We start from the raw sequence: 19,620 nt of genomic DNA, 5'->3' as shown, positions 1-19,620 counted from the left end.
TTCATAACATCTGGTCAATCGCCATTTGGGTCAGTACGCGTCCACGTGCGGTACGTAATACATAGCCTTGCTGAATAAGATATGGCTCAATCACATCCTCAAGCGTACCGCGATCTTCAGCCATTGCTGCTGCTACCGCTTCAACGCCAGCTGGACCACCATCAAAACGTTCGTGCAATATCTCAATATAACGTCTGTCCAAATGATCAAGACCACGTCTATCAACTGCCAGCATATCGAGCGCACTGCCCGCAATCGCGCCATTGATACTACCGTCGCCTCTCACTTCAGCATAATCACGTACACGGCGTAATAAACGATTGGCAATCCTTGGCGTACCACGCGCACGGCGAGCAATCTCCACCGCGCCATCTTCACTCATCGGTACACGCATCAAACGGGCGGCACGACTCACAATCGTGGTCAGATCAGCAATATTATAAAATTCGAGCCGCTGCACAATGCCGAAACGATCACGCAGTGGTGAGGTCAATAATCCTGCTCGCGTGGTTGCCGCAACCAAGGTAAACGGCGGTAAATCCAGCTTGATAGAGCGTGCCGCAGGCCCTTCACCAATCATAATATCCAGCTGAAAATCTTCCATAGCGGGATACAGTATCTCTTCAATAACGGAGCTCAAACGATGGATCTCATCGATAAAGAGCACGTCACCTTCTTCCAAATTGGTTAACATCGCTGCCAAATCACCCGGACGCTCAAGGACAGGGCCAGATGTAGAACGCAGATTACCGCCCATTTCACGAGCAATAATATTGGCAAGCGTCGTTTTTCCAAGACCAGGCGGACCAAAAATCAAAGTATGATCTAATGCCTCACCCCGACCACGCGCTGCGCCAATAAATACTTCCATCTGCTCACGTACCACTGGCTGACCAATATATTCAGCCAGTAATGCCGGTCGAATATTAGAATCAGGCGCATCGCCTGCCCCTTCGAATGGATTAATCAAACGATCTTGCATCATAGGTTTTATCATTATATTAAATCATTATCTTTAAAGAATAGGTATAAATAGCATAACCAAACGCTACGTATAAGTCATGCAAAACATCATAAAGCAGCTACTAAATAAAGCACAGCCTAAAACGAAAATAAGCGACAATGAATGTCGCTTATCTGTTTAAGACTTATTGATACTTATCAAGGGTAGTGAGCTATATGAATCAAAATCCTGACAACTGTTGCAATGTGGCTTTTAGTAAACCTTGCGTATCGGCAAAGGTATTACCATTACTCTTAGCAGCTTTAATCGCTTGCTGTGCCTCTCTTTCTTTATAGCCCAAGCTAATCAACGCGCCTTCTACCTCAGCGATGATGCTGCCCTCGTGAGACACCTCAGCAGGTTGCATGGCAAACTCTAAATGACTGCTATCGACTTCGATATTTTTCAGCTTATCTTTTAGCTCAATCAATAAGCGCTGCGCTGTTTTTTACCGATACCCGGAATACGGGTTAATGCCGTCTCTGACTCTTGCTCGACATGCATCTTTAGCTCAGCAGCTGACATCGCAGACAGCATTGCTAACGCCATTTTTGCCCCAACGCCATTAATCTTGATCAATTGCCGAAAGACGTCACGCTCTTTGCGATCGATAAAACCATAAAGCAGCTGCGCATCTTCGCGCACATGAAAGTGCGTCCAAATACTCGCCTGCTCATTGAGACGCAACTGGCAAAATGACGGTAGCGGCAGCTCTATATCGTAGCCGACACCAGAGGTAGTCATGACACAGGCAGTCGGTGCCATCAAATACTGCACTTGACCACTAATCAATCCAATCATAATCCACTACCTCTATTAGAGCTGATATAAAAAATGAACTGAGCTGCTATTTAATGATAAATGCTATTAAATAAGCATATCTTGTTGCAACGCTTATTTATAAAAATCGACCATACCTTCAAGGCTGATTGGACGAATTTTATGCGCTTGCCCAGCTGAGCCAAAGGCTTCGAAACGATTGGTACAGATATCTGACATCGCAACCATAGAGGCTTTGAAGTATTTACGCGGATCAAATTCGCTAGGGTTTTCTGCAAGGAATTTACGAATAGCGCCCGTTGATGCCAAACGTAAATCGGTATCGATATTTACTTTACGCACACCATGCTTAATCGCTTCAACGATTTGCTCAACCGGTACACCATAAGTCTCACCGATGTTGCCACCATTTTCATTGATAACTTTTAGCCACTCTTGCGGCACTGATGACGAGCCATGCATGACCAAATGGGTGTTAGGAATACGGGCATGAATCTCTTTGACACGCTCAATCGATAGGATGTCGCCTGTCGGTGGACGGGTGAATTTATACGCACCATGACTGGTACCGATAGCAATGGCTAACGCATCGACGTTGGTGTCTTTAACGAACTGTTCTGCTTCATCAGCACTGGTCAATAGCTGCTCGTGATCTAATACGCCTTCTGCGCCAGAGCCGTCTTCTTCACCAGCCATACCAGTCTCAAGACTACCTAAGCAACCAATTTCACCTTCTACTGAAACACCGCATGCGTGTGCCATCTTGACAACTTCGCGAGTCACGCTGGCATTGTAATCATAATCCATTGGCGTTTTACCGTCTTCACCGAGCGAGCCGTCCATCATCACTGATGAAAAGCCAAGCTGAATTGAGCGTTGGCAAATCGCTGGTGACATACCATGATCTTGATGCATAACGACTGGAATATGTGGCCACTCTTCGATAGCAGCAATAATCAGATGACGCAAAAATGCAGAGCCTGCATAACTGCGTGCACCAGCACTAGCCTGTACGATAACAGGAGAATCACAGGCGTCGGCTGCCATCATGATTGCACGCATCTGCTCTAAATTATTGACATTGTAAGCAGGGACACCGTAGTTATTTTCGGCGGCATGATCTAGAAGTTGACGTAACGATATTAAAGCCATAAGACGCTCTCTGATTAAATTTTGAATATGATATTAAGAAATCATTCTTAAAAATACGATGTTGCAACAATTGCCCTAAAACCCTAGCCTGATAATAGTCAGACCAGCAAAAAACTGGTGTTTTTTGATCGTAATTATTACGCCGTGATTATAGCAAAAATTGCCAGCGCTTCGTAGCGGTTAACCGACTATTTCTTTCTTTGCTTGATTCATAAAACAGAATGATAGCGAGTTTCATAAAACAATTTGATAAGTTCCATATGATACGCAGCTAATTGAAAAAACGGATAAACCTTGTGCATCATATTTTTGACTGACTAAGGCCTGCCCTCAATTCAATCAATGGATATTTAAATGCGCTAAAGATGAGGACACACCCTAACCTCTAGATTATGATTTTAAATACAAAAAAGCCTTGGCTATCACCAAAGCTTTTTAAATATTTTGAGGGCTTATACAGCAATCAATATCTGCAACCAACAGCTTAATAAGCTATTCATCAATCAACAAATTAGTAGATCAATGGCTTAGGTTCAGTTGCTTATGTATTGATGATTAGTACTGTTGTTCTGCTTCTACTGCGTTTTCACTGGCTTTATTCTCAACAGCAGATGCGCCATCGGCAACCACTTCAGCAGTTTTGGCAACGGCTTCATTTGCGCCTACCACAACTGCTTCACCAGTGTTTTTTAGTGCATCTGTAGCAGCAACACCGGCAGTTTCAGCGCCTTCGGCAACTTCAGTACCAGCATCTTTTGCAGCAACTTCAGCTTCAACAGCAGCGGCTTCTGTTTCAGCAGCGGCAGTATCAGCGTTAGCAGCAACATCATCACCAGCAGACTCAACAGCAGCTTCGGCGTTCTCTTCTGTTTGTTGGCTACATGCAGTGATTGCAAAAGTACCAGCAAGTACGCTAGCAAGTAATAAATGGCGTTTTAACATAATAAATCCCTCATAAATAAAGCATGTCAAATACATGATTTGCGCTATTTTATAGAGTGCAAATTAGACATGCAATCATAATTTTCAGTATAGAAACAAATAATTACTACTTAATAATAATGAGTGGCCACTGATTCTTATTTCTCTTAAAACAATAACATAAGAATAGTAGCCAAAATATTATTGATACAGCGTACATGAGATGGTGAGGCTAAATTGTACGGCTAATGTTACTCATCTGCTAAATATCGTTAAAGCGTTACGCATCAATCTGTAGAGCAGCAACCGCAGGCAATACCTTGCCTTCTACAAACTCTAAAAATGCGCCACCACCTGTTGACATGTAGCTAACGCCATCTGCCACTTGATATTTATCAATTGCAGCAAGCGTATCACCACCACCAGCGATCGAAAATCCTTCGCTGTTTTTAACGGCACTTGCTATGATTTGTGTGCCCTGACCAAAAGCATCGACTTCAAAAACACCGACCGGACCATTCCATAAAATGGTTTTTGCGTTGATAATAGCATCCGCTAATTGCTTAGCACTTTCTGGAGCGATGTCCAATATCATGTCATTTTCGCCAATCGCATCGACAGATTTGATGGTCGCAGTGGCTTGTTGTAATGAGCCCGTGAAGTCAGCAAAATCAATCTCATTTTTATCAGCAACGACAACATACTCAGGTAATAAAATTTCAGTCTTAGTCATAATGTCACGAGCTGTCTCAACCAAGTCCGCTTCATACAGTGACGCACCAACGCTATGACCTTGCGCCGCTAGGAAGGTGTTTGCAATACCGCCACCAACGATAATCTGCGAGCATAATTCAGACAAACTGTGCAGCACTTCTAGCTTTGTCGATACTTTGGAACCACCAACGATTGCCAACATTGGCTGTGCTGGGGTCTCAAGTGCCAAGCTTAACGCATCAAGCTCAGCCGCCAATAAAGGTCCTGCACAAGCTGTTTTTCCTGCTCGATGCATAGCTTGGGTAATGCCTTCTGTTGAGGCCTGCGCACGATGTGCGGTGCCAAATGCATCCATCACGAATACATCGCATAAATCAGCGTATTTCTGTGCTAAATCCGCATCGTTTTTCTTTTCGCCCTGATTAAAGCGCACGTTTTCTAATAGCATGACCTCGCCTGCTTGAATTGCCACGCCTTTAGTAAGGTAGTCATTGTTTAAGCTAACGGGCGTTGAAAGTTGTGTGGCTAATTTATCGCTTAAATACTCAGCAACTGGTGCTAGCGAATATATCGACTCAGGACTGCCTTCAGTTGGACGACCTAAGTGTGAACAAACTATAACGGCCGCGCCTTTTTCTAACGCCATCTTAATCGTAGGCAAGCTGGCTTGCAGGCGTGCATCACTGGCGACTTTACCGTTTTTAATAGGCACATTGAGATCTTCACGAATCAACACCACTTTATCCGTTAAGCTCAGCTCACTCATACGCAAAAAATTCATTACCTGCTCCTATGCATCATCTCTTGTTAATCTATCGGTTGGCTCTTTACTCATTACTGAAAATATTTATCAAATCGGCTGCTCTTGTCTGTGGCTGTATAAAAGCAACCAAGCAAGAATTTGAGGCGGTGTATTCTAGCAGTTTTCTAGCAAGTGCTCATAAAGAACGCACTATTAAATTTTACTCGGGCGTGTCCTCATTTTGAAAATGAGGATAAAAATAATACAAATGGCTAAATTTTAATAAAAATCAGTAACATTTCGTGGTGGCACTTAGTAATAAAGCTGTTTAAGATGCTATTAGCACTGATAATAAATAATACCTACAATAAAAATAATCCATTAGGAGAACCCAATGAGTATCGACCTCCAAGCTGCCAAACAAAACCTACTAACCCTTAAAGAAGAATATGAGACTCGTATCGATAAAATTGAAGATCATATCCAAAACCCGCAAGACGACCTCAATGAGCATTGGGAAGACCAAGCCATCTCTTATCGTCAAAACGACATGCGTACAAATTTGATGGTTGAAGCCCGTCAAAGTTTGATCTATGTCGAAAATGCACTAAGTCGTATTGAAAATGGGACTTATGGTAAATGTGAAGTCTGCGGTGAGCAAATTGAAGAACAGCGCTTACAAGCACTACCTTACGCTACCCTATGTATGGAACATGCTGAATAACGACTCATTTTTACTCTAAAACATCCCTTCTAAACCAAAGTTCCAGTGGTCAAGCAGGCGTTTTCCATTGAGAGAATGCCTGCTGCCATTGTTTACAGCGCGCAGCGATTTGATCCACAGGTAAATCCATAATATCGCCAACGACCGCCACGTAAGTAATCGGCAAACCTGCCAGTTCGGTGATATTTTCTGCCGTCAAGCCACCTATGACACATATCGCTATATTTTGCTGACAGCCATCTATAAGCTGCTGGCGCGAGATAATATTGGCGTTAGGTTTTGTATTTGAGGTAAAAATCGCACCCATAGCGGCATAGCTTACGCCCTCATTTTTTGCTTCTTCAACCAGTTCTATCTTGCCATGACAAGTGCGTCCGATCATTTGGTTGGCATGTAGTTCGTCCTTAGCATCAGTGACTTCGCCATCTTGTTGACCCAAATGCACACCAACGCCGAGCTTGGCAGCCAGTTTAATATTGTCATTGATGACGACTGGTACGCTGTACGCTTTCGCCAACTCAACTATTTGTCTAGCCTCTTCGTATAGACGAGACTCACCATCAGGTAGCGCCAATATCTGCTTGCGACGAATTTGTAACAGCGCAATGAATCCTGTTGCTAGTGCTGCTTCTAATTTGCGATACAGCAGCGCAAACTCATCGTCATTGGTCAGTAAATATAGCTTTGGTGCTGATATAACAGTCGATGTTTGAGTCATGTTATTTTTCCTAGAGTGTGTCCTCATTTTAAAAATGGAGATAAAAATGAGATAAATTTTTAGCCCATGTAGAAGTCCATTGATTAAATTGAAGACACACTTTAAATTCAATACAATAAAAAGGCTGTTATATCGAATAACAGCCTTTTTATAAATGCTAAAACAGTAAGGTTATACCGTGCGGCGTGTCGCTAGACTGTTTAGAATATTTTTGGCATCACCCCAACGTGTAGCTGAGCTGTTCGCTCCTAAGATGACGATAATTGCTGGACGGTTATTCACACGCGTTTCCATGACCACACAACGACCAGCTTCATTGATGAAACCTGTTTTTGAGATACCAATTGGATAATCACCGGCACGAACCAAGCTACTGGTGTTATTGGCTTTATAAGTACGGTTACCACTTGAGTAGTTAGACACATAAAAGTCATAGCTCTTGGTGGTCGAGAAACGACGAATCACGTCATAGTTGCCCGCCGCGCGAACCATTTTAACCAAGTCGTTTGATGAAGCGACGTTGCGCTTATCAAGACCCGTTGGATCACCAAAGAAAGCTGTGGTCATACCCAGATCTTGAGCTTTACGATTCATGGCACGTATAAAGGCGGTATAGCCACCTGGATAATTACGCGCTAAACTCTTTGCTGCTGGGTTTTCTGATTTCATCAATGCCATGAGCAACATCTCGGCACGATTCAAACGATCGCCTGATTTAAGGTTAGAGCTGGCTCGCTTAGGGCCGACGAAATCTTCTGGATCGAGTGTGAGCTCTTCACGCATATCGAGACCAGCATCCAATACGACCATGGCCGTCATCACTTTAGAGATACTGGCCATTGGGCGTGCAATGTCAGCATCTTTTTCATAAATAGATTCACCCGTTTCAGCATCGATGACCGCGACACTACGCGAATCAGTGCTGATCGGTATCATGTTACTGCTACCAAATGAGCCACGATACGTTGTATTGTAGCTATTACTGCTATTGTAACTGTTATTACTACTACCGAAGCTATTGGCGTTGGTGATACTGGTCGTACCATTGCCACTATCAACTTTCTTGATAGCTGAGCCTTTGGATTTGTACATAATATTGCGTGCTTCAGACAAACTATCGGCACCGCCCCAACTCATGCGAGCACTAGAGCTAGTGTCAGCGCTACCATTAATAGTAAGTGCGGCTTGTGCAACACTGCCCAAACTCAATGAAATCATAGCAGCGATTAATTGCTGTTTGGTTAATGGTAGTTGCTTCATTATGCCTCCTGCTGTCACGATGCTGTTAATTAGAGAATCAGTTACATACTAACCAATAGCAACAACGTACGTAGCGTTTATGAATGGGTTTATAAGTACTCGTATAGAGTTTTTGTATTTTTAGTGTATCATGGTTTGCATTTAAGTTTAATGTATCAAGCTGATTTAATAATTTATTTTGGTGTAATTCAAATTTTACTACAACCACTTTATATTACAGAAACATTGACTCACATTTCAGCAATATATCTTAACTTTGAACACTGTAATTATTCGTTTTTTGTTATATAAAACAATGGTATCTATCTAAAAGATTAGCAATATTTTATTTTTTTCCAAAACTAAAAAAACGACTCTAATGATTTTATTTTTTGTCATTTAGCGTCAATAAAAGCCTTCATTCTGACAAACAATAAAGAGTATCGTTATGATTAAAGTACTGGTAGTAGATGATCATGATTTGGTGAGAATGGGTATTAGCCGCATGTTGTCAGATAGTATCGATATTGAAGTAATCGGCGAAGCGGACAGTGGTGACATGGCCATCAAATTGGCCAAACAATTGCGCCTGATGTGGTTTTGCTTGATGTCAATATGCCTAATATTGGTGGGCTTGAAGCAACCAAACGCTTAATTCAGCTGGATATGGGTATCAAAATATTGGCCGTCAGCAGTATGTCAGCGCAGCCGTATCCTTCGATGCTTATCAAAGCGGGGGTCAATGGCTATATTACGAAGGGCACGCCGCTCGATGAGATGATTCGCGCTGTCAAAAAAATCTATCAAGGTGGTCGTTATTTTAGCCAAGATGTCGCTGAGCAACTGGCTGATGTTTTGTTGTCAGATAATGCCAACTCACCTTTTGACTTACTGAGTGATCGCGAAAAACAGGTGGCAATGATGGTCGTTAACTGTCAAAGCCCGCAGCAAATCGCTGATCAGCTATTTGTGAGTGTCAAAACCATCAACACTTACCGCTATCGTATTTATGAGAAAGTTGGGGTTGATAGCGATGTGAAGTTAACACATTTGGCCATTCGTCATGGTCTAATTCAGCCATAACTCATTAGGCGTGTCCTCAGTTCAATTGATGGACATCTACATGGGCTGAAAATGGCTAAATTTTATCAAGTATCGTCAAATATCCCGATATTAATGACGATATATTCCTTGTTTGATTGTAATTTATCTCATTTTATCCCTATTTTTAAAATGAGGACACGCCCTAGCAACTGTTCCCTTATTGCGGTCAATCTATGAAGCCTGCTACTAATATCGTCTCTACTGTTACTCATTATTTGCATCGTGATGACACGCTATCTCCACCTCAATTGCGCAGGTTGGGGCTTATTTATAGCAGTTACCGCTTTGCTGTTAGTCTGTTTTCTCTACTGATGGTATATATCACCGCTCACTCTGACAACAGCCTCTCTCTACCAAGCTTTTTACAACAAACAACGCTTAGCTTTTATTTCCTACTGAGTCTTATTTTACTTGGCTTGTTTTATGTCGTTAATCATCAAATGCGGCGGCAGTTAGCTTTTGGTTTAGTATTAGACGTCATTATATTAAGCTTATTACTATATACAGCGGGTGCGCCTGATTTACAGTTGACCATGCTATATATGGTGGTCGTCGCAGCGAGTTTTATGTTGCTACACGGCTCACAAGCCTTAATTATTACCTTACTCGCTATTATTTTTGTCATTTATCAGCAATTCTTTTATGCCATTGCCAATAGCATGAGCTTAGCAAATTTAGGGGACGCATTGCTCATGTCAGCCAGCTTTTTGGCGGTTGGTGGTTTGAGCTGGTCCATCTCACAGCGTTTGGTACAACTTGAGAAAGTAGCAGCGAGTCACGCTAAAGAAGTTGAACGATTAAACGTCATCAACCAAGAAGTCATCACGCAAATGGTCAATGGTGTCATCGTCATCGATAAAAAGCATATCGTTTTAGCAAACCTTGCCGCTCACCAATTACTTAGCCTTTCGCACACCCCTTCCGCATCATTGCACAACACCTCTATTGATACAAAAGATACTCGAAACAATACTCGCAGTGCACTCTTATCTAACTTTCAGCAGCAGCTTGGTCAACAACATACGCAGCTATTTAAAGCCTGTTTGTCAGTAGCGGCAGGCCAATCACGTACCTTTATTTATGATTTGCCTGCAGTCGCAAACGCTTCCATATTCGGTAAACTGCGCGTACAAATTATTCCATTAAAAGATGACAGTAAATTGATAATGTTAGAGGACTTACGCCGCGAGCAAGCCAGTGCCCAACAATTGAAACTGGCTTCTTTAGGGCAATTGACGGCGAGCATCGCCCATGAAATAAGGAATCCTTTGGCAGCGATATCACAAGCCAGCCAATTATTAATGGAAGATGTTATAGAAGCCAATCTAGAAGTCGATACAGCAGATAATACAATAACGGCGACTATCTCAAATGACGATATGGCAGCGAATCATGAGCTTTATCAAATGATATTTTCACAAACAAAACGCGTGAATCGCATTATCGAAGATGTACTAAAATTGTCTCGCCAGCAAACTGCAAACCAGCAGTCGATTATACTGGCAGACTGGATGCCAACATTTTTAGAGAATTACTTTCAAGGACACGATGTTTTTCTACACGTAAAAACACAACCGACCATATCATTCGACACGCATCAACTAGAGCAAGTCTTAATCAATTTAATCAACAATGGCTTGCGCTACAGTAGCTACGCCCACCCTCATGCCTATGTGGAAATCGAGATTTATTGTGCGGATAACGATGTTATAATTGATATCTTGGATGCTGGTCGTGGGGTTAGCACCAAAGACTTAGAACATTTATTCAATCCATTTTTTACGACAGATCAAGCAGGGACAGGCTTAGGACTGTATTTATCACAAGCTTTTTGTGAGGCCAACCAAACTCGTTTGCTTTATATTCCTGAACATGAAAAAACCTGTTTTCGCTTGATAGCACCTGCTATTGGCGCTGATACTCATGTAAATAAAACTGAACATAATGTTAATGCCACTATTTTATAAATATTAACGTTACCAAGTATTAATATTATATGGAATACTTTGCCATTAAGGCCTCTTGGTTTTTACCATTTTATAGCTATTGAATACGATGAGATGATGTATGACAACAACCGCGCTAGTCGTTGATGACGAAGTGGATCTGTGCCGATTGATGCAAATTACTTTGACCAAAATGGGCATTAAAAGTGATGTAGCATATACTCTGTCACAAGCAAGATCATACTGGCAAGACAATGATTACGATTTTTGTCTGACCGATTTAAAGCTGCCTGATGGGTCAGGACTAGAGTTGGTAAAAGAAATCAGTAATAGCTCTAGTACGCCCATTGCCGTGATTACTGCTCACGGCAGTATGGACCTCGCCATTGAAGCATTGAAGCTTGGTGCTTTTGACTTTGTGAATAAACCTCTTGAGTTACCGCGCCTACGTCAACTGGTGGAAAATGCTTTAAAAGTTATTCATCAAGACAATGAAACAAAAGCCACAGCCGAATGCTCACCCGAACAAAAACTGCTGGACAGTAGACTCATTGGTGATTCTGCGGTGATGCACCCACTGAAAATACTATTTTAAAATTAGCACGCTCACAAGCACCTGTATTTTTGTCAGGCGCTTCGGGTACTGGTAAAGAAGTGGTTGCCCGATTGATTCATGATTTAAGCCCACGCCGTGATGGTAGCTTTGTACCAGTAAACTGTGGGGCGATACCATCAGAGCTGATGGAATCAGAGTTTTTTGGTCATAAAAAAGGCAGCTTTACAGGAGCTGTCGCTGACAAGCAAGGGCTGTTTCAGCAAGCCAATGGCGGCACGTTATTTTTAGACGAAGTGGCTGATTTGCCTTTAGCCATGCAGGTAAAACTACTGCGCGCCATTCAAGAAAAAACGGTGAGAGCCATTGGTGATACCAAAGAGGTTCCCGTAGATATTCGTATCTTGTCCGCCACCCACAAAAATCTAAACCAATTGGTGCAAGACGGTGCGTTTCGACAAGATTTGTACTACCGTATCAATGTGATTGAGTTAAAACTGCCGACGCTCAATGCACGTCGTGATGATATCCCTGTATTAGCCAAGCACTTTTTAGCATTAATTGCTGATGAATGGCAGTTAGAGAACCCACCGATACTCACTGTTGAGGCATGCGAACGTTTGCAAGATCATAACTTTGCGGGCAATGTTCGTGAACTGCGTAACGTCCTTGAACGTGCAGTAACCCTAGCAGAGACACCGCACATTGACATCAGCCACTTGGGTTTGCCTGATATTGATATAACCCATCACCGCGCAGTCTCTCAAGATCAGAAGAGTGAACCAGCGGTTGTCAATAATACTCAACATTCTGAGCGTCAAACAAACAACCAAATGGTCGCTCAATCGATAGAAAATAGAGAAAAAGTCATTCAATCTATGGATGAGACTATAGCGCCACAGGTCAAGCAAGTGACGACCAACTTGCACCCTTATCGTACTAACGCTCAGCACTACCCTTCTATGATACAGCGTTCAGAAAGCCATCATGCAGAAAACCCCAACCATACAGCCCGTCACAATCACGAAGAATCTGTCACCCATCGACCTATTCTGCAAGAAAGTGATGAAAAAGCAATTCTAAGCAAATTAGAGGATGGTCAGTTACCCTCTCAAGGTTGGAACACTACCTACAAGAACAAGAAAAACAGTTGATTATTACCGCGCTAAAACAAACGGCTTGGAATAAAACGCAAGCAGCTGAACTACTAGGCACCACTTTTCGCTCTTTACGCTATCGCATGAAAAAACTAGAGATAGCTGAGGATCAATTCGAGCCATAGCATTCGCTATTTTTGAATAACGATAAATGATATTTTAACGTTGATATATCGTGATAGCCTGTCTTTAAGCGAGCCTTACTGAACCCTATTGCCTGCCACCGCTTGATCAACTTTGGCAGGTTTTCGGACAAAACGAATGCCCGAATCAAGTGCTTTTGTTTTTAGTAAAGCGAGCGCTTGCTGCTCCCATGTACTTTCACTACCTGATAAGGTTAAATCAGGCTCTACCCCGATTCCATCGATCTTATTGCCTGACGCTGTCATGTAGTTGGCGACGGTTAGTTTGACAGCCTGCTCATCATTCAGTGGGATGACTGACTGTACCGACCCTTTACCATAGCTGACTTCACCAACGATTGTGGCACGTTTTTGTGCTTGTAAGCTGCTAGCAAGCACCTCTGCCGCTGACGCCGAATAGCGATTTTGTAGCACCACCACTGGCAATGATTCAAGTATCGCCAGACCTTGAGTGGATAGCGTACGCGTATCACTTTGACGACCCTTTACTTGTACCACATCAGTGTCGCTCATAAACAAACTGGCTACGCTCACCGCCGACGTTAGCACCCCGCCTGGATTATCACGCATATCTAGCAAGATACCTGTAATAGGTGCATCTAGATCTATCAAGCCTTCCAAGAGTTTTTCACGGCTATTATTTTGAAAGGCAGGTAACTTAATAACAGCGATACCGTCAATGAGACTTGCCTCGACCGTTTGAGGGTGGCTGTTATTACGCTGCAAGGTCGTGGTATGTTTGCGGCGACCAGCTTTTGAGGTGACAACATCTACTTGCGTACCTGCAATCCCTGTCAAAAGCTGCTCGATATCGTTACTTTCTTTATCTTCATCAAGTTTGAAATCACCGACTTGATGTAAATAATCGCCAACCGCAATGCCCTTTTTATCTGCAGGCGATGCGTCAATAACCTCTGTAATCACCCAATAGCCATCTGTAGGCTGATAATTGACTTTAATACCGACGTCACCCACATCACCTTCGGTAAAGGCACGCAAATTTTCATAAGCCTCAGCATCTAAAAATTCAGCATGACTATCTAGCTTAGTCAACATACCACTCAACGCATTATTGAACAGCTCTTCATCATTGACCGCATCTACATATTCACGGCGTACCAAATCCACTACCGCAACAAACGTCTTGAGCGTTTCTGGAGAAATCGCATTCAATGATACTTGCGCAACTTCAGGTGGAATACTGACATCAATCTCGTTCGTATCATCGGTCAAGGCACTCTCATCTGCGACACTGTCTATCGAGTCGTCAACTTGGTCGGCCGACTCAAGCATATCAGCGACATCTGATAAATTATTAGTGTCATCTTCTGTGGCTATCTCATCGGTATTTAAGCTAATCAGTTGTAGACTGGCGGTGGGATTATTGATGGTCACATTAGCTGGTGACCTCGCTGCTTGTGCGTACATACTAGCAGTGCTGAGCCCAATCAGACCTATCATCAATGCAGCTTTAAAAATAGTCGGCGCAGTGAATACCTTCATTGCTTGTTTGCCCAATCGCTTCGCTACTGGTAAGCGCATAAAATAAATAGAACGCATAAGAGAACTCGTTTAATAATAGAATTATTTTTATAGATATATGGATGAATATTTATCTCATAAGATAGCACCAAGAGCCAGTCTAAGACTAGGAGAGTATTGCAAGTAACATTCACGATAACTAATATGATTTCATCAAATGATGAGTAGCGGTGTCAAGTTTGTTTAGCAGGCGAAATATCATGCTTGCGCTTATTTTCCTTACTATCCAAACATTTAAAGATAAATATCTCTTAAAAAACAGATCAAAAAAAGGAGAGACAATAAATATCTCTCCTCTTTCTATTAGTTCTAACAACGCTAGTAAGTTGTCAATTTAATAGTATTAAATGCCCAACTTACAACGCTGGAACCAGTAAGCTTTCACCCGTCATTTCAGTAGCTGCTCAATATCCATCAGCGCCAAAATAGTTGGTGCGACATCGCTCAACTTACCACGACTACGTACTTGTAAGTTTTTCTCACCCACATAAATGAGTGGCACATGTTCAGTGGTATGTTGAGTATGTACTTGACCGCTTTCGTAATCTTGCATCTGCTCACAGTTGCCATGATCTGCTGTGATAAGCATATCACCGCCAGCAGCGCGTACTGCTGACTCAATACGGCCAACACAAACATCTAGTGCCTCTACTGCTTTTACAGCCGCATCAAAAATCCCTGTATGACCTACCATATCACCATTGGCATAGTTGACAATTAACACGTCATATTTGCCTGATTCAATGGCAGCCACTAATTTATCGGTCACTTCAGGCGCACTCATCTCTGGTTTCAGATCATAAGTCGCCACATCTGGAGAGGGTACGAGAATACGTGTTTCACCCTCATACTCTTCTTCACGACCACCGCTAAAGAAAAACGTCACATGTGCGTATTTTTCAGTTTCAGCGATACGCAGCTGAGTTTTACCATTGTCTTGCAAATACTCGCCAAGCGTATTGGTCAACGACGTAGGATAATAGCAACGCTAGTTTTTGGATTGTCTGCTAAAACATCAGAATATTTGGTCAGCATCACAAATGCCGCAAGTTTTGGCTGCTTATTGCGGGCAAACCCTGAAAACTCATGATCTGGCAAGACAAAAGCTTGCGCCAACTCACGGGCACGGTCAGCACGGAAATTCATAAAGATAAGCGCGTCATTGTCATCAACGGTATATGGCACTTCATCACGGCCAATCACTACCGTTGGATTGATAAACTCATCGGTTTCGCGTGCCTTATAAGCAGCTTGTACTGCGCCATCTGCACGCGTAGACAGACGATCGGCTTTACCTTCAGTGATAAGCTCATAGGCTTTTTGGACGCGATCCCAGCGATTGTCACGATCCATTGCATAATAGCGCCCAATGATACTGGCAATCTGTACGCGGCCGCCTTCATAATGAGCATTAAGCTTATTGATATGGTCCCGCAGACGATTAATATACTTATCCGCCGATTTAGGTGGGGTGTCGCGTCCATCCAAGAAGCAATGTACAAAGACATTTTTGGCGCCGTGCACTAACGCCGAGTGGCACATTGCTTCGATGTGATCTTGATGCGAATGTACACCACCATCTGACAGCAAACCCATGATATGGACGTTACCACCCAACTCGTTCGCGGCTTTAACCGCCTTGACTAAAGCTTCGTTTTTATAAAACTCACGATTGGCCACTTCACTTGAGATACGAGTCGAATCTTGATACAGAACGCGACCCGCACCTAAGTTCATGTGCCCAACTTCTGAATTGCCAAACTGCCCATCTGGCAAACCAACGTCTTCTCCAGAAGCAGATATCAATCCATGCGGATATTGCTGATAAATCCTATCCAAATTTGGCATATTGGCGGCAGCAATCGCATTATCCTTATCGTCTTCACGATGCCCAAAACCATCTAATATCATTAAGACATGCGGCACTTTTTTATTTTGATCGCCATCCTGCTTACTATTGAGCTGAGCCTGATTATCATCGATAAATGCTGATTGTTGCTGGGTATTGGTCATGGATTACCGCTCCTCAAGTGAATGAACGCCTATAATGCTATATTAGGATGTTTAAAGCCCTCTATATTAACACACATCTTAAAATAGCTGAAAAATCGTCATTTTACGCCCACTCTTAAGCGTTAAAGCATACTTATTTAAAGCACATTTATACAGTAGAAAAGGCGGTTAAAACTTAATAGCAATAATGCCACTCTCTAAATCTACGTATCAATCTGTAAATCATACTTGCAATCATTCAAACCATTCGTTAAGATAATTATATTCTGAAGTGTTGGCTAGTAGATGTTTATTCCCTGAGCCGATAATGCTTTACCAGGATGTGGTACCTATTGCTTCATTGTGTATGCCTGCATCGCTTGCGGTGTATCAGGAAACCTGCAGAGGCAGTGACGCATCCGCTGAACTTCACGGTTCATGGGTCACCATCTTACAGCGGCACTTCGGTTGTTCTATTCAGTTAATTATTATTCTAATAATATTTGGTAGGTTCACTTATAATCTACCATTTCATAAAGACTTAGTAATAACCATTAAAAAGCCCCCTTTTATCATTGATGAAAGGGGCTTTTCTTATGCTTGCCTATTAATTTAACTATTCATCATTAGCAGATTTGGTGATTTTTTTCACATCCTTGGGAATGGTTTTTGCTGTCCCATCAATCGTTGTATGCTGTTTAAACCCATCACCAAACGGGTTTTGTTGTTGACCGAATGGATTTTGATTATTCATACCACCTGCGCCGCCGAATGGGTTTTGACCACCCATGCCACCAAACGGATTTTGTCCGCCGCCCATCTGTCCACCCATTTGCTTGGCCATCATTTCCATCATTTTTTGCTGATTATTCATGACATAATTATTAGCAAAGTCTTTGAGCTTCTTTTGCACGGGTGGCAATATCACCAATAATGCGAGTAAATCGCTCAGCACACCTGGAATGAGTAGCAAAATACCAGCCGCTGCCATGGCCACACTTTTCATCATGGTTGATTCTTGCGGACGCATCGATGGGTTCATCAGGCCACCTGCTTTCATTTGCTGCGCCATTGGATTGAGGGCAGCCATCCCTTTACGCAAGAGGGAGATACCGATGACTGCGGCGATAATAAACCACATAAATACCCACCAACCACTCATAAACTGAGCAAGCAAATACCAAAGTAGCATTTCGATAATAAACCAAACAATGGCAATACCAACTATCTGACCCATAAAGTGTCGTCCTATAAAATAAAAACCAATAAATTGAGCGCCATGCAAATTAAGATGGCTAACATATGATGTATATGGGGATTGATTGCTATACTATCAAACTTAAGGCTGATTTTTAAGCCATATAGTCGGTACAATATAATTTGGATACAAGGAAGATGAGTAAAGGTACTACGAGTAGTAGGCTGAGCGAGTCTGACACCGTATCCAACTTATATAGGATTGAAAATAAAATGTAAGCAAGATGGGATATTATGGCAATTATTATTGGAATTGATCCTGGTTCGCGCATGACCGGTTATGGCATCGTCCAACAGACGGGCGACAAACTCACCTATATCGATGCAGGTACCATACGTACCGACACCAAAGAGATGCCTGAACGTCTAAAGCGCATCTTTAATGGCTTAACGCGCATCACACAGCATCATTTGAAATATGCTGATGAGCCTATCTATACTGCCATTGAGCAAGTGTTTATGGCAGAAAACCCTGACTCAGCGTTGAAACTTGGGCAAGCGCGAGGTGCTGCTATTGCCGCTATGGTTGCTCTAGACTTAGAAGTATCAGAATATACTGCACGCCAGATTAAGCAAGCCGTTTGCGGTTATGGTGCAGCGGCCAAAGAGCAAGTGCAAGAGATGGTCTGCCGCATACTATCTTTGGATGTCGTGCCACAGCAAGATGCCGCCGATGGTCTTGCCTGCGCCATCTGTCATGCGCATTCAAGCCATTCCATGAATAAATTAATATTAAACAGCGCCATGCGTGGGCGCGGTGCGTCTAAGAAAAAAGGTCGCTGGCGTTTGACAGAAGAAGATCTAGGCAATTTGCGTTAAGAACGCTTATAAAACAAGCATAAAAAAACACGCGTCTAAATAGCGCGTGTTTTTCGAACTGTCTAAGTTATTTACACTATCGTTTTGCTATAAAATCGCTTTACTATAAAAATGCAACGGCTTAAACCGACTACTCTGCGACGGCACTTTCAATCACTGCATCCAACACATAAGCATATTCTTCGCCTTCTGTACTATTGCTATCGTCACTGTCTAATGGGTAGCGCTGTAGACGTAATACTTCATCATGCATGCCATCATGCTGATAGCCATCGATTTCATCCGTAAAGACTGCCCACTTGCCTTCGCTCGTTTTAATACCTTGGTCATCATAGGTAATGGGTTTCACTTGTAGACACATCTCTGAGCCATTATCAGTGCAAGGTATCATTTTCGAGCTTACTGCCCAGAATACGGTCTCACCTTTACTATTATACTTGGCTTGTGAGGTAAGCCTGCCTTCCCAAATCAACGTTGCTCCGACACTGGTCACTTGGGTTAATATTGGCTTATCACTCTTAAGACTATCATCCTGAGAGTTGTTGTCTTTAGCGTCGCCATCTTTGGCACTGTTAGCTTTCACTAATGTTAACTGGCTTTCACCTTGCATCAGCTGACTTAAACTATTTTCAGCCTTATCGAGCTCACCACAAGACATTTTCGTACTCATACCCTCTTCAATAGTCAAAGTGTGACCTTGCAATTGGTAGCCGGCGCTCATGGTATTACAACCAACGCTATAACTTAACGTATTCTCACCTTGGTATTGATTAAAAGACAAACGCACTTGGTCTTTAATATCCGTCAGCATATTTAATGGCTGTGCGCCTTTGTCCATTACAGACAGCAATGTCCAACGATAACGTGAAAGATTGGCAATCATTTTCTCTTCATCGCTCATGTTATCCATCTGAGTATCATCCGTTACTGCATCGGCATTCATATCTATGCCATCATCATTTATTGCATCAGCGCTTTTCTGAGTGCCTTCTTGTACCTCACTTTCATTGGGCAAAGAGGCATCTTGGCAAGCACTTAATGCCAAGCTTAGTGCCAACAAACTTGGTAGTAAAGTGAATCGAATTGGCCATTTTTTAACAGATGAGGTCATAGC

The 19,620-nt window shown here is 42.6% G+C and carries 12 protein-coding genes, 1 other RNA gene and 4 pseudogenes; 6 read left to right on the top strand and 11 right to left on the bottom strand.

Annotated features, from left to right (window positions below; genetic code table 11):
• Position 1: 1 nt before the first annotated feature.
• The 5 genes and pseudogenes from ruvB to TT12_RS00315 form a co-directional block, all read right to left on the bottom strand.
• Positions 2 to 982: a Holliday junction branch migration DNA helicase RuvB gene (gene ruvB / locus TT12_RS00335; protein ID WP_045447074.1), complete on the bottom strand. Its 981-nt coding sequence runs from the start codon at positions 980 to 982 to the stop codon at positions 2 to 4.
• A 202-nt stretch (positions 983 to 1,184) separates the two neighbouring features.
• Positions 1,185 to 1,804 (bottom strand): annotated as a pseudogene (gene ruvA, locus TT12_RS00330) (Holliday junction branch migration protein RuvA).
• A 93-nt stretch (positions 1,805 to 1,897) separates the two neighbouring features.
• Positions 1,898 to 2,935, bottom strand: a complete 1,038-nt coding sequence (gene fba / locus TT12_RS00325; protein WP_045446949.1) for a class II fructose-bisphosphate aldolase — start codon at positions 2,933 to 2,935, stop codon at positions 1,898 to 1,900.
• 555 nt (positions 2,936 to 3,490) lie between these two features.
• Positions 3,491 to 3,877 (bottom strand): hypothetical protein, encoded by a 387-nt coding sequence (locus tag TT12_RS00320; protein WP_045451201.1) that lies wholly within the window; start codon positions 3,875 to 3,877, stop codon positions 3,491 to 3,493.
• Positions 3,878 to 4,136: 259 nt separating this feature from the next.
• Positions 4,137 to 5,351 (bottom strand): phosphoglycerate kinase, encoded by a 1,215-nt coding sequence (locus TT12_RS00315; RefSeq protein ID WP_045451198.1) that lies wholly within the window; start codon positions 5,349 to 5,351, stop codon positions 4,137 to 4,139.
• A gap of 355 nt (positions 5,352 to 5,706) precedes the next feature.
• Here TT12_RS00315 and TT12_RS00310 point away from each other — a divergent pair, with 355 nt between their 5' ends.
• Complete coding sequence (locus tag TT12_RS00310) at positions 5,707 to 6,036, top strand: TraR/DksA family transcriptional regulator (RefSeq protein ID WP_045446956.1); 330 nt, start codon at positions 5,707 to 5,709, stop codon at positions 6,034 to 6,036.
• A 49-nt stretch (positions 6,037 to 6,085) separates the two neighbouring features.
• Here TT12_RS00310 and TT12_RS00305 read toward each other — a convergent pair whose 3' ends face one another.
• Together TT12_RS00305 and TT12_RS00300 are read right to left on the bottom strand one after the other, a co-directional pair.
• Positions 6,086 to 6,754, bottom strand: coding sequence for a thiamine phosphate synthase (locus tag TT12_RS00305; protein ID WP_045451195.1), 669 nt, complete (start codon positions 6,752 to 6,754; stop codon positions 6,086 to 6,088).
• Positions 6,755 to 6,925: 171 nt separating this feature from the next.
• Entirely contained in the window at positions 6,926 to 8,014 is a 1,089-nt protein-coding gene (locus tag TT12_RS00300; protein ID WP_045451193.1) for a serine hydrolase, read from the bottom strand.
• A gap of 427 nt (positions 8,015 to 8,441) precedes the next feature.
• Here TT12_RS00300 and TT12_RS00295 point away from each other — a divergent pair.
• From TT12_RS00295 to TT12_RS19195, 3 genes and pseudogenes are all read left to right on the top strand, one after another.
• Positions 8,442 to 9,076, top strand: a pseudogene (locus TT12_RS00295) (response regulator).
• A gap of 194 nt (positions 9,077 to 9,270) precedes the next feature.
• Positions 9,271 to 11,064, top strand: a complete 1,794-nt coding sequence (locus TT12_RS00290; RefSeq protein WP_045451191.1) for a sensor histidine kinase — start codon at positions 9,271 to 9,273, stop codon at positions 11,062 to 11,064.
• A gap of 100 nt (positions 11,065 to 11,164) precedes the next feature.
• Positions 11,165 to 12,878 (top strand): annotated as a pseudogene (locus tag TT12_RS19195) (sigma 54-interacting transcriptional regulator).
• Positions 12,879 to 12,953: 75 nt separating this feature from the next.
• Here TT12_RS19195 and TT12_RS00280 read toward each other — a convergent pair.
• Positions 12,954 to 14,456: a S41 family peptidase gene (locus TT12_RS00280; RefSeq protein ID WP_201605009.1), complete on the bottom strand. Its 1,503-nt coding sequence runs from the start codon at positions 14,454 to 14,456 to the stop codon at positions 12,954 to 12,956.
• 338 nt (positions 14,457 to 14,794) lie between these two features.
• Positions 14,795 to 16,451, bottom strand: a pseudogene (gpmI, locus tag TT12_RS00275) (2,3-bisphosphoglycerate-independent phosphoglycerate mutase).
• Between the two features lie 260 nt (positions 16,452 to 16,711).
• Here gpmI and ssrS point away from each other — a divergent pair.
• A non-coding RNA gene (ssrS, locus tag TT12_RS15000) (6S RNA) lies at positions 16,712 to 16,905 on the top strand.
• A 141-nt stretch (positions 16,906 to 17,046) separates the two neighbouring features.
• Here the strand turns inward: ssrS and TT12_RS00265 are convergent.
• The gene (locus TT12_RS00265; RefSeq protein WP_045451184.1) at positions 17,047 to 17,667 is read right to left on the bottom strand and encodes an FxsA family protein; all 621 of its coding nucleotides are present in this window, start codon (positions 17,665 to 17,667) and stop codon (positions 17,047 to 17,049) included.
• Between the two features lie 254 nt (positions 17,668 to 17,921).
• Between TT12_RS00265 and ruvC the strand changes: the two genes are divergently transcribed.
• Positions 17,922 to 18,506, top strand: a complete 585-nt coding sequence (gene ruvC / locus TT12_RS00260; protein WP_045446965.1) for a crossover junction endodeoxyribonuclease RuvC — start codon at positions 17,922 to 17,924, stop codon at positions 18,504 to 18,506.
• A gap of 130 nt (positions 18,507 to 18,636) precedes the next feature.
• Here ruvC and TT12_RS00255 read toward each other — a convergent pair whose 3' ends face one another.
• Positions 18,637 to 19,617, bottom strand: a complete 981-nt coding sequence (locus TT12_RS00255; RefSeq protein ID WP_045451522.1) for an META domain-containing protein — start codon at positions 19,615 to 19,617, stop codon at positions 18,637 to 18,639.
• Positions 19,618 to 19,620 lie beyond the last annotated feature (3 nt).

Origin of the sequence: Psychrobacter sp. JCM 18903 (assembly GCF_000586475.1) — a bacterium.
GTDB lineage: Bacteria > Pseudomonadota > Gammaproteobacteria > Pseudomonadales > Moraxellaceae > Psychrobacter.
This window is presented reverse-complemented; position numbering and strand designations above follow the sequence as displayed.